The 12,370-nt window shown below is 63.4% G+C and carries 9 protein-coding genes; 4 read left to right on the plus strand and 5 right to left on the minus strand.

The window, feature by feature from the left end:
- The first annotated feature begins 28 nt into the window (after positions 1-28).
- From CXR25_RS16820 to CXR25_RS16835, 4 genes are all read left to right on the plus strand, one after another.
- Positions 29-769, plus strand: a complete 741-nt coding sequence (locus tag CXR25_RS16820) for a riboflavin synthase (RefSeq protein WP_096157631.1) — start codon at positions 29-31, stop codon at positions 767-769.
- Positions 762-2,156: a 3,4-dihydroxy-2-butanone-4-phosphate synthase gene (ribB, locus tag CXR25_RS16825; RefSeq protein ID WP_096157632.1), complete on the plus strand. Its 1,395-nt coding sequence runs from the start codon at positions 762-764 to the stop codon at positions 2,154-2,156. Before CXR25_RS16820 ends, ribB begins: the two co-directional genes overlap by 8 nt.
- A 75-nt stretch (positions 2,157-2,231) precedes the next feature.
- Positions 2,232-2,702 carry a 6,7-dimethyl-8-ribityllumazine synthase gene (gene ribH, locus CXR25_RS16830; protein ID WP_009881739.1) on the plus strand — a complete coding sequence of 157 codons (471 nt, stop codon included), beginning with the start codon at positions 2,232-2,234 and terminating at the stop codon, positions 2,700-2,702.
- 937 nt (positions 2,703-3,639) lie between these two features.
- A complete protein-coding gene (locus CXR25_RS16835; RefSeq protein WP_125178421.1) occupies positions 3,640-4,098 on the plus strand; it encodes an endonuclease domain-containing protein in 459 nt (152 codons plus the stop codon).
- Positions 4,099-4,232: 134 nt separating this feature from the next.
- Here the strand turns inward: CXR25_RS16835 and poxB are convergent, their stop codons facing one another.
- The 5 genes from poxB to CXR25_RS16860 form a co-directional block, all read right to left on the minus strand.
- Positions 4,233-5,948, minus strand: coding sequence for a ubiquinone-dependent pyruvate dehydrogenase (poxB, locus tag CXR25_RS16840; RefSeq protein ID WP_009881741.1), 1,716 nt, complete (start codon positions 5,946-5,948; stop codon positions 4,233-4,235).
- A gap of 193 nt (positions 5,949-6,141) precedes the next feature.
- The gene (locus tag CXR25_RS16845; RefSeq protein WP_205676727.1) at positions 6,142-8,943 is read right to left on the minus strand and encodes a DEAD/DEAH box helicase family protein; all 2,802 of its coding nucleotides are present in this window, start codon (positions 8,941-8,943) and stop codon (positions 6,142-6,144) included.
- A gap of 57 nt (positions 8,944-9,000) precedes the next feature.
- The gene (locus CXR25_RS16850) at positions 9,001-9,738 is read right to left on the minus strand and encodes a class I SAM-dependent methyltransferase (protein ID WP_029416575.1); all 738 of its coding nucleotides are present in this window, start codon (positions 9,736-9,738) and stop codon (positions 9,001-9,003) included.
- A gap of 184 nt (positions 9,739-9,922) precedes the next feature.
- Entirely contained in the window at positions 9,923-11,086 is a 1,164-nt protein-coding gene (locus CXR25_RS16855; RefSeq protein WP_125240930.1) for an MFS transporter, read from the minus strand.
- Entirely contained in the window at positions 11,083-12,360 is a 1,278-nt protein-coding gene (locus tag CXR25_RS16860) for a Wadjet anti-phage system protein JetD domain-containing protein (RefSeq protein ID WP_125240800.1), read from the minus strand. The genes CXR25_RS16855 and CXR25_RS16860 overlap by 4 nt, the downstream gene beginning before the upstream one ends.
- Between the last annotated feature and the right edge of the window lie 10 nt (positions 12,361-12,370).

A 12,370-nucleotide genomic window follows, 5' to 3' on the forward strand; every position in this document is an offset into this window, starting at 1 on the left:
GACCATCGACAATCCATTCGGAGGGCACATGTTCACCGGCATCATCGAGGAGCTCGGCACCGTCGAAGCCATCGACCACTTGGATGACTCTGCCGTCATCACCATCGACGCCAAGGGGCTCGTCGACGACCTCGGCCTCGGCGGCTCGCTAGCCGTCAACGGCGTATGCCTGACCTCGGTCAGGGACGAATCATCCTCGCCACAGGACAGTGGTGCGCCTGGCGAGTCGCCGGGTGCCTTCACCGCCGAGGTGCAAGGACCTTTCACCGCCGAGGTGATGGGCGAGACTCTGCGCTTGACCGGTCTCGGGGCTCTGCGCATCGGGGACCGGGTCAACCTGGAACGGTGCACCCCGGCTTCGGGGCGCTTCGATGGCCACGTGGTGCAGGGACATGTCGACGGGTGCGGTGAGCTGCTCAGCCGAGACGACTTCGCCGAGTGGTCAACCCTGCGCATCGGCATCCCGAACTCTCTGGCGCCCTACACCGCCACCAAGGGTTCCATCGCTCTCAACGGCGTCTCCCTGACGCTGACCGCTGTCTCCGAACCTTCCGAGGCCAGCGCCTGGGTCGAGGTCGGGCTCATCCCGGCCACACTGACCCACACCACGTTCGGCGACCTCTCCCCCGGCGATCCGGTCAACGTCGAGGTGGATGTGCTCGCGAAATACACCGCCCGCCTGCTTTCGTTCCGCACAGAGACCACCGCGGAAACGACCACAGTCTTCAACTCAACCGACAGCATCCGACGAGGAGCCGACCATGACTGAAACCACCCCGAGCGCTGCTCGACTCGATCCGATCAGCGAGGCAATCGCCGCTTTCGCCGCGGGCCAGCCCATCGTCGTCGTCGATGACGAGGACCGCGAGAACGAAGGCGACCTCATCATGGCTGCTGAATTCGCCGAGGCTGACACCATGGGCTTCTTCGTCCGCTACACCTCGGGCGTCATCTGTGCACCCATGGATGCTGAGCGTGCCGCCGCACTGGAACTTCCGCCCATGGTCGCTGCCAACGAAGATCCGAAGGGCACCGCCTACACGATCAGCTGCGATGCGGTCGGCGTAACCACCGGCATCAGTGCCGCCGAACGCGCCCTGACCGGACGCCACCTCGCCGCAGCAGCCCCCGATCCGGCATCGATCACACGCCCGGGGCACGTCTTCCCACTCATCGCGAAGTCCGGTGGAGTCCGCGAACGCCCCGGCCACACGGAAGCCGGAGTCGAGTTCGCTCGGCTGGCCGGTGCCACTCCCGTGGCCATGATCGGCGAGGTCGTCCATGACGACGGTTCGATGATGCGCTTCGACTCCCTCCGCGAGTTCGCCGACGCCCATCAGCTCGTCATGGTCTCGATCGAAGGACTCATCGACTACCTCAACGAGTCCGATCACGAAGACGCTGTGAATGCCGAACGGCCGGATGCCGGATCAGCGGGTCATAGCTCAACTCATGAGTCTGGCGCGAACCTGCGAGCGATCGAAGCCTCGGCGGAGGTGCCGCTGCCGACGAAGCACGGGAGCTTCAGCGCCCGCGCATTCACGATCGACGGGCACGACCACCTCGGCGTGTTCTCCGGGATCGATTCTGCCGCCGTTGCCCATGAACCGGCGGGTCAGGAGCCTTCACTGCACGGACCCGCTCCCCTGGTTCGGGTGCATTCGGAGTGCCTGACCGGGGACGTCTTCGGATCGCACCGCTGCGACTGCGGTGAGCAGCTGGATCTGGCGCTGCAGCAGATCTCCGACGAGGGTGGCACCGTGATCTACATGACAGGCCACGAAGGCCGGGGCATCGGGCTGAGCAACAAGCTCCGCGCTTACGCCCTGCAGGATCGGGGGCTGGACACCGTTGATGCGAACCGTGAACTCGGCTTCCACGACGATGACCGTGACTACCGTGCCGCCGCGGAGATCCTGCGTTCGATCGGCCTGACTCACATCCGTCTGCTGACGAACAATCCGGACAAGACCCGGGCGCTCGAGTCGCTGGGGATCACGATCGAGGCCGTTGTTCCGCTGGAGATCCCAGCGCGACCGGAGAACTCGAACTACCTCAACACCAAACGTGAACGCATGCACCACACCCTGACCTTGCTTTCTGTGGTCGGCAGCGCCACTGCTTCGGCGACAATCGCCGAGAAGCACCACTGCTGAGCAGGCATTTCACTCACTCGCACTACTCACCACTGACTCTTCCGGCCATCACGGCCGCGACGAAAGGATCCACCCATGGCACATTCCGGAGCACCCGAGCTCACCGTCTCCGCGGCCGATACTCGAGTCGCCATCATCGCAGCATCCTGGCACACACAGATCATGGACGGCCTAGTCGACGGCGCACAGCGCGCGGCTTCTGAGGCCGGGGCCCAAGCCACCCTGGTGCGGGTCCCAGGAAGCTTCGAGCTGCCCATCGCCGCAGCCCGACTGGCTCCACACTTCGACGCGGTCGTCGCCCTCGGCGTCGTCATCCGCGGCGGCACCCCGCACTTCGACTATGTCTGCCAAGCCGCCACCGATGGGCTGAACCGCGTTGCCATCGACTCCCGCAAACCAGTCGGCTTCGGCGTGCTGACCTGCGACACCGAACAGCAGGGACTCGACCGTGCCGGACTCGAAGGCTCTCAAGAAGACAAGGGCCACGAGGCAATGACCGCGGCACTGGTCACTGCGCAAGCCCTGGCGGAGTACCCGATCGCGTGAAATGTGAAGCGGCCAGTCGCCGCGGCGAACGTGAGCGTGGCTAGTCAGACGGCAGTGGGCGCGACTGGGGCTTCCTACACCAACGGTTGGTAAGTTCTTTGCGATCCCGAGCTCGGGATCGCAAAGAACTTACCAACCGTTTCAACAAGAGTCCACAAATATGTCGGGATTCCGGTTCGCTGGACCTGCGAAAGTCGACTCATGCGCTTTGCGATGTGGATGAGCCCGAGCTTTGGAGCATTTTGCGACCGAGAGATTCGTGCTGGGGCCGTAAGCAACAACTGCGATAACGGGAACACCGCTCAGGGTCAGCGGAAATCGCTGCTTGAGCCGAGTATGAATCAGTCCACAGCTGGACCTGACTTCGACGTAATTCCCCTGGGGATGCCGGGTCGTTATCCCCAACGCTCCTGAGCCACTTGGAAAGTGTGCCTCTGGCCGCCCGATACTGATCAGCATGTCGTATTGGCACTCGAAACCGATGACGTTCAGGCAGATGCCGACTCCATTCACCCGCGCCGATCTAGCCGCTCGGAAGATCACTTCGTATGCACTGCAGCATGATCCTCGGTATATCCAGCTCGTCCATGGTGTTTGGATCGACAGAACCGAGGACACCGTGGCTCCCACGCCGGTTTGGGCAGGAGTCAATTGGCAGAGAGTTGCGACGCAGCTACGAGGCTTTCGTCTGCGACGCCCCGACGTGGCCGGCACATTCTGGACTGCGGCTCGTCTCTATGGCTTGCCAGTGCCGAACCGAATCCGGGATCAGGATCTACACGTCGCCGGAGACACGGCCTGCACCCGAGTCAATATGCGACAAGTCATTCTTCATCGACATCGTCAGCTCAAGCAGATCGACTTCTTCGACCTGCAATTGGTCACGGTTCCGCACCTTCTCGTCGAACTCGGCTCTCACCTCAGTCTGCTCGAACTCGTGCAATTCGGCGATGCAGCGGTGTCGAAGCGATTCGGCGGCCCGAAGACCACTGTCGAATCGCTTCAAACCGAACTCGCCACTCGCCGCCAGGTCCGCAGCCGCCGAAGGATAGAGAAGGCGTTTTCGCTCGTCCGCCTGACCGTTGACTCTCCTCGTGAGACCTGGCTACGGCTGTGGCTCATCGACAACGGCTTTCCCGAACCTGTAGTTCACCCGCAGGTTCTCTGCCGGATAAAGAATGTGATCCTGCAACCCGATTTGGGATATCCAGAGTTCAAGCTGGCCATCGAGTATGAGGGAGACCATCATCGATCGTCAGCGGGGCAATTCAACACTGACATCGAACGGCAACAACTGTTGGAAGCCGAGGGGTGGACCGTCCTCCGAGTCACGAAGAAGACAGATTTGGCGACCTTTGGGAAACTCCTCAACACCCACCTGAACAATCCTGCCTGAACCTGCAGCCGGGGGCAGATGAATAGGCAAACGGTTGGTAAGTTCTTCTCGATCCGGAGCTCCGGGTCGAGAAGAACTTACCAACCGTTGACGCGCACAGGCTTTAGCGGCAGGCCTCCAGCGGCCAGCGACCCTCAGAACAGCTGGCGGATGTTCGTTCGTGCCAAGTCGATGAGCTCGTCGCCCTTGCCAGAGAGCACCGTGCGGACGGCGTAGAGCGCGAAGCCCTTGGCCTGTTCGGCGGTGATCGTGGGAGGCATGGACAGTTCCTGCCGTTCGGTGACGACGTCGAGGACCGCCGCACCGTCGTAGGCAAGGAATTCCTTGACGACCTTCGGCAGGTCCTTCGACTTCTCGACGCGGAAGCCCTTGATCCCGACCGCCTCGGCGATGGTGGAGAAGTCGGGGTTCGACAGCTCCGTTCCGAAGGTGACGAAGCCGGCGGCCTTCATCTCCAACTCCACGAAGTTCAGCGAGGAGTTGTTGTAGACGACGGTCTTGACCGGCAGTTTGTTCTGCGTCAGGGTGATGAGCTCGCCCAACAGCATGGCAAGGCCACCGTCTCCGGCGAGCGCGATCGTCTGCCGGTCCGGATGGGAGGCCTGGACGCCGACGCTTTGGGACAGGGCGTTGGCCATGGAGCCGTGGCTGAAGGAACCGATGAGTCGGCGCTTGCCGTTCATCGTCAGGTACCTGGCAGCCCACACCACGGGTGAGCCGACGTCGGGGATGAACACGGCATCGTCGTCGGCCATCTCGTCGATGAGGCGAGTCAGGTACTGCGGGTGGATGGTCCGCTTCGACGGGGTTGCGAGTTCGTCGAGATCCTTGCGGGTCTTACCGTAATGCTTGGTCATCGACTTCAGGTGAGCGCTGCTGCGGCTCGGTTTGATCAGCGGCAGGAGCTCGCCGACGGTGTCAGCCACGGTGCCCACCAGACCGATGTCGACGCGGGTGCGCCGTCCGATCTGGGAGCCTCGCACGTCGGCTTGGATGACTGTCGCGTCGTCGGGGTAGAACTGCTGGTAGGGCAGGTCGGTGCCCAACATCAGCAGAGTGTCGCAGTCCTTAAGCGCATGGTAGCCCGAAGAGAAGCCGAGCAGACCGGTCATCCCCACGTCGTAGGGGTTGTCGTATTCGATGAACTCCTTGCCGCGCAGCGAATGCACGATCGGTGCCTGCAGCTTGGCGGCGATGGCGATGAGCTCATCGTGGGCGCCCTCGGTTCCGGCACCGGCGAGGATCGTGACCTTCTTGCTCTTGTTCAGTGCTTTCGCAGCCTCTTCAAGCTGGGATTCTGCGGGGATCACACGGGGCGCATACGACCGGACCACCTCGGCGGCGGCAGAGATATCGGCGAGTCCGACGTCACCGGGGATGACGAGGACCGCGACACCGCGCTTCTCGATGGCCTCACGCATGGCGATGCGCAGCAGGCGCGGCATCTGCTCCGCGGTCGCCACGTGCTCGACGTAGACGCTGCATTCGCGGAACAGCTCGGTCGGGTGGGTCTCCTGGAAGTAGTTCGAGCCGATCTCATCGCTGGGGATGTGAGCGGCGATGGCGAGCACCGGCACACGAGAGCGCTGGGCGTCGTAGAGACCGTTGATGAGGTGGAGGTTTCCCGGCCCGCAGCTGCCGGCGCAGACCGCGAGTTCACCGGTCAAGGCGGCCTCGCCGCTGGCGGCGAAGGATGCCGCCTCTTCGTGGCGGACGTGGACCCATTCGAGCTGCGGGTTGACGCGCAGCGCATCGGTGAAGCCGTTGAGCGAATCTCCGGGGATCCCGTAGACCCGCTTGACTCCGCTGGCCACGAGCGTATCGACAATGTTTCCGGCGACGGTGGGCATAGGATTCCTTCCGTTGGAACACGTGGAGCTCTCACAGCTCCGGGGTGGACCTCCGTCAGCATCCCCGTCAGAGTGCCGACACAGGCTGGTACCGCGGTTTCAGTCTACCCCCGAGGTCAGCGGTCTGCGGGTGTGAAGTCAGAGACAGGTCAGACGGAGCAGGTGCCAATGCCTGAAGCTCACGGTCTGAGGCTCAGCGCCAGGACGTCCGCAGCACTGACGCCAGCTGCATCGGATTCGTTCCGCGGTATGCGGTGAGGACCCCAGCACCCTCCGGGTTCCTCGTGTAGATCGCTTCGCCGCCGCCGATCCACCGGTCCCACGCTTGCGAATACGCCAGCGCCGATTCTCTTCTCGTGCCGAGAGCCGAGGGCACCGCGTGCCAGACCGGGTCACTTTGCTGAGCATTCGACCACCCGAGCTGCAGACGCTCCCACAGTCCGCGCGCTCCCGTCGATGTCTGTGGCAGGGACCAACGAGAAACCAGATACCTTGGGTCGGCGATCGGAGACACCGCCTCGTCGAGGGCGAGCGCGAAGACCTCCGCGGACCGGGCATCCGCATCGAGATGGCACCGCAGGTCCCCGCGCGCGTCAACGCTAATCCGCACAGACTCCGATCCGACCTTGCTCATCCCCACGTTGTGCAGAGCATCGGCGATGGCACCGGCGAGTTGGCCCACCGTCGGCGGCTTCGCATAGAGGTCAGTTCGTCGTTGCCCTGCCACGGACAGCGCCACCGGCAGGCTCACCCAAAGTCCAAGGCCGATCACCGCGAGCACCACACCTCCGCTGCCGCCGAGCGCCACACCCAGCAGCAGGAGAACCAGCCCAAGCCCTATCCAGGGCACGACGGTGGCAGTCCTGATCCCGAACGGCAGGATGTGCCCCGGATCCCCGCCGAGGTGGCGCGGAGCAACGCTGACCTCGTCGTTGCGAATGGGGTCAGCTGAGGTGGGGCCCGACCGTTCCGGGCTTTGATGGTCTGTGCGCTGAAGGATTCGCACCGAGCGCAGTGCCTCGTCTCGATAGTCGCTGCCGACCTGCCATCGCCCGGCGATTTCCCGGCGGTCTTGGGATCGGGCGATCATCCGCGCATTGATCTCGTCGGATAATTCGGTTGCAGGCGGCTCGTAGGGCGAGAAGGCGGAATCGATATGGGCCACGCCGTCGACGACCTCGCCCTCGGAGTCTGTACCGAAGAAGCCGTCGTGTTTGCGCACCAGACGCCCCCAGTCCTGGTCCCCGCGTGGATGATCGGGGCTGACGCAGACGACCGTCCAGTTGAGCGCGACCTTGTGTGCCTGATCTGGGTCTCGCCGCAGTGCGCGGCCGCGGGTCTGCGTCACCGCGGTCGGCGTGGTCGCGGTGCTCAGATCGATCAAGCCGGTGATGGCCGGTGCGTCCCATCCTTCGCCGAGGAGGGCGCGAGTGCCGATGAGCACCTGTGACTGGCCCGTGGTGAAGAAGTCTGTCACATAGGGAACCCACGTTCGGCTGTTCCACGGGCCTTCGAGTCGGCTGATTCCCGCTGCCGGTTCGCTCACACGCAGGCGGGAGGCCAGGGATTCGTCGGATTCGGCGATGCGTGCACGCAGCTCACTGAGTACCTCCGGTGCTCCGGCTACGGTCTTGCCGGAGACGAGCAGTGGTCGGAGACCTGTGGTGCGGGCATCGGAGACGAGTGTTTCGAGAACGAGCAGTGCCGAACCGGAGCGTTCGCTGATCACGCCGCTGACGTCGGCGGACAGTGTCGATGTCAGCGATTCAAAGTCGCAGAGGACCAGCATGCGCATGCGTTCTTGGAGGTTGGCCGCCTCGGTGCAGATGATCTCGGTCGTTGCCTGTGGCTTCGCTGCCGAGTAGGCGATGACGCGGTCGACGGGTGAGCGTCCTGCCCGTATGCCGTTCCGGGTCCAGCGGTACCCGATTGCGGGCAGGGCACGACGGATCGCCTCGGCGAGTTCGATGTCTTTGGGGTCTTCGGAGGCCATCAGGTGGTGGCGCATCCAATCGTCGATGAGCAGTGCCCAGTCAGCGGCATCGGGGTTGCGGCGGTGCTGTTCGGCGGGGCTGGCGCCCGGAGGCAGGCGGAGCAGCTGTGCATGGTGAAGCCGCAGCGCAGCCGAGCACAGTTCCGGTTTCGAGCGGCTCATGGCCGCCCAGCTGACAGTCTGCTCTCGGGTGCCCAGGAACCGTCTGTCAACCCATTCGAGGAACGGCACAGTGCCCTGGGTGGGGTCGAGGATGTCGGTGATGAGTTCGGTGAAGCGCACAGCCTGCCCCGACAGCCAGCTGTTCTCCTCGTTCGTCGGGGTCGTCACCCAGACGAGGTCCGCGAACGGTGCGAGGTCGCCTTCGCGTACGACTGCGGGGATCGACGCGGAGTATCGGATGTCGGAGAACAGTCCGGACACCAGCTCTGCCTGTGCTGTTGTCATCGTGCCCGGTGGTGTCGCCGTGAGCCCGAGCACCCAGACGCCGGGCAGCAGGTCGAGAAGTTCGGTCAGCAGGCTGCCCCACACGTCGAGCAGGTGATGGCATTCGTCGAGGATGAGCAGCAGAGGGCCTGCCTCGCCGAGGCGGTCGACGAGTTCGCGACCGCCCGGAGCGAGTTCGTTGAGGAGGCTGTTCGTGGTGTCACGGTCTTCGTCGAAGACGGCCAGTGATTGGTACGTCAGGGCGGTGAACCTGATGGTGAGTTTCCGGTCGAGTCCGGCGGCGTCGGAGCTGTGGCTGTTCCAGGCGTTCGCCCACTGAGTCTGGATCGCAGTGTTGGGGCCGAAGGCTACGACCCTAGCGACGTGCCCGTCGTCGAGAAGGTTCTTCGCGTGTTCGATGCCGACTCGAGTCTTCCCAGCGCCTGGCGGCAGCACGATCCATGACCGGCGAGCATCTTCGGCGACCGAGTCGGCGAGAGCATCGAGAGCTTCGCGCTGGTGCCGACGCAGAGGGGGCTGGCTGTTTCGCGGTTGACGCTCCCCGGAGATCGACATGTTCATCAGTCTAAAACGAGCCAGTGATCAACTGGGCGGAATGCAGCTCAGTTCAGTTCAAGCGGAAGCCACGAACAGCCAACCTCGCCCTGGAGCATAGGGGAGGTCACGCACTTCGACGTCGGCAAACCCGGTTTGCAATAGCGTGCGCTGCAACGCGTCTTTAGTTCTGAATCGCAGAGTCGATGTGGAATTGATTCGCTCGCCATCGCTGCGGAAGATCGTCGGTGAGTCAAAGGTGACGTACTCATCATCGACTTTGGTGACCTGCTCCCAGGTTTCGACAGGCCCCTCGCCGTCGACGTCAACAACTCGCCAGGTCAATTCTTTGTCCCAGCGTTTCCAGGCACGATCGGAAGGTCGCCTGGTCTCGAAAACCAGGTGTCCTCCTGGACGAAGGCAAGTGCGAATTGCTCGAAGTGTGGCAAGCCAGTCCTCGTCTTCGAGAAATACCTGTGCAACATTCGCTGTCATTGTTGCTAAGTCGAAGTTTCTATGCCGAGTTGGGTCATCAGCGATGTCAGGAGCCTCGGCCACGACGAACTCAGCCAAGTCGGAATCTACCTTTGACAGAGCGACGTCAATAGATGCGGCAGCGGGATCGATACCCAGGACGGAAATTCCAAGATCGACAAGACGGGAGATCAAGGTCCCGGTCCCGCAGCCAACGTCAAGAACGACTCTGGCTCCGAATCCTCTGACTACGTCGACATATGTGTCGAGGTCACCTCGATCCGGGTCAAGCGGATCATAGACTCGAGCAAGCCGCGGATCTGAGAACAATGCATCAGGCACGCAAACAGATTAGCGGCTGGCCGCACTTAAAGGAATCAACCGACCATAGAAGCAACGCATCGTAGGCGAAAATGTGACAACCTATTTGTCACATCAGTGGAACGTGTAAAGAAATCGCCGAATTCTTTACACGTTTCTTTACGTACTCATGTCCGAGTCGCCGGCTCTTACACCTTGGTCCGAATCATGTTTTGGCTGACAGCACCGCCGCCCCAGTCAGCAACGCGGCCATGACGATCGCCATCATCGGATAACCGCCGACGACTCCGGCTAGCGCCGGTCCCGCCACCGGTGCCAGCGCAGTGCCGGCGGTGATGGGAGCGACGAAGACTCCGTTGATCGCACCGAAGTTCGCAGTCCCCCACCGGTCGGCCACGGCAGTTGCCTGCAGCAGGGTGATGCACCCGCGGACACCACCGGTAATCATCGCTATGCCGATGAGCAGCCAGATGGGTCCGGGCACGAAGGCGAGCAGCCACAGCCCGATCGCTCCGGCGCCGAGCAGCAGCACGGTTCGCGCCCGTGAGCTCGTGCGCCTCTGAAACGTCGGGTAGAAGAATCGTCCGGCTACCTGCCCGAAGCCGACGAGTCCCAGGGCGATCGCGGCGAGCGAGTATCCGGCTCCACGCTCGATGATGAGTGGGATGATGTTGATCGTGACTGCGAAGAGAGTGAAGGTCGCCAGCGCGACGGCGATCTGGAGGATGACGAACTTCGGGGACCGCGTTATGCTGCGGAGCTGCGCGCGTGATGGCACCGTCGAATTCTGCGACATCTCATCGGTCCAGCCACGGTTGAGGAAGAACCAGTGCATCGGCAGAGCCGTCACGGCCAGGATGCCGGCAAGGATGACATACGTCGGTCGCCAACCCCAGGCGTCGATGAGCCAGGCGATGATCGGGGCGAACACCGTTGAGGCGAGACCGCCGACGAGAGTGATCGTTGTCAGCGGCTTGGTTCGCTCGGCCCCGTACCAGCGGGTGACGACAGCAAAGGCCGGCGGATAGAGGGTGGCGGCCTGGGCAAATCCTGCCAACACCCACGCTGCGAAGAAGACGACGAGGTTCGGTGCCACCGCCACGAGCAGCAGCGCCACAATGCCGATGAGGGTGCCTATGCTCATGAGCGTCCTGGGCCCGTGGGCGTCGAGCAACTTACCGACGCGGACGCCGGCGAGCGCGGAGACGATGAGCCCGACGGTCAGTGCCGCGGTCACAGTGGTGTGGCTCCACCCCATGTCGGCCGCGATCGGAGTCACCGCCACCGGAAGGGAGTAGTAGAGCAGACCCCAGCTGCACAGCTCAGCGATGCACAGTGCGGCCAGACCTCCGCGTGGCCGGTCGGTCACCCCTGTTCCCCTGTCATCGGTGCAGACTCCCCCGCCGAGGTGGCTTTCGCTGTCAGTGCGGCGAGCGCGGTGGCCCACGGAATGCGTTCCTGTTCGAGTCGCACATCGCCCTCGGCGCGCAGTCGGGCGAGTGCCCGCGATTCGGTCCCAGTCAGTTCCGGGAACACTCCTGTGTGGGGTTTCGGCTCCTGCACCCACAGGTCTCTGTGGTCGATGAGGGTGGCTTCGTCCATGAGCGTCGAGTCCACGTGCGGCAGGTGCTTGCGCAGCCGCGAGAGAATTGCGAAGCCGTGCGAGTCGAGGTCACCCCAGTAGATGACTCGCGCCCTGTGCGTCCAGGCCAGGCGGGCAACATTGTCCACCGCGTAACCCGAGCCGTGGACAGCCACAGCATCGTCCCAATCGGGCATCGCGAGCACAGATTCGAGATTCTCGAACACGAATACGAGCCGTGGCGCAATTGCCAGCTGGCTCAGTTGGGTCACTGGCGCGGTAATGTCGCTCAGCCCCGACGGTATGAGTTCCGGGTCGAGGATGCGCATCCGAATCCGGGGTTCGGCATCAAGGACGTCGACGGCTTCGGATCGCCCAGTTGCCTCCAGCAATGCTGTGACCAGGGACCTGTGTGTCTCAAACCATTTCGAGTCGACCCCGCGGATAGGCAGCTGGCGTGGCCGCAGGGTCCCCACGGGGTGATCGCGCAGCCATTCGACGACGTCGAGCAGAGTGGTGAACTCGGCCGGGCCCAACCCGAGGATCCGTTTCGCGTGTGCTTTGATCGCCGAGGCGAGAGGATCCACGCTCGCCGCGACATGCTCGACATTCGCCGAGGTGGCCGGGCGCTTATCGCAGAACCGTGATCTGATCGTCGCGGTCCGGTCCCGCAGCCGACGCCACTGTCGTGCCTCCTCACCGCCGACGAAGTTCGCCACAGTCTCCGGAGTTCCAAGCCGCAATCGCAGCGGGACCTGTTGCCGACCGACCCGTGCCCAGGAGCGTTCGGTCCAGTCGATGACCGGATTGTCGGAGATTTTCGGCATCGCGGTGTCGGTATCCGGAGCGAGAGCAGAAGCGGGAGCAGGAGCGGCAATCGTCCGCCAGCTAGCGGCCCATTCCATCGCTGCTCGCTGATCGTCGAGCACTTGCTTCTCCGTCGGCGGGTGCAGGGCGATCTCGAGGACCACAGGGCCGGGCTGGGTGGCCCAGGTCGACATCGACTTGTTCAGGCGGGTACGGGCCTTCGCCCGCGCCTCGGCGACGGAGAGCATCGTCATCGACGCCTCC

Origin of the sequence: Brevibacterium aurantiacum (assembly GCF_003932995.1) — a bacterium.
GTDB lineage: Bacteria > Actinomycetota > Actinomycetes > Actinomycetales > Brevibacteriaceae > Brevibacterium > Brevibacterium aurantiacum.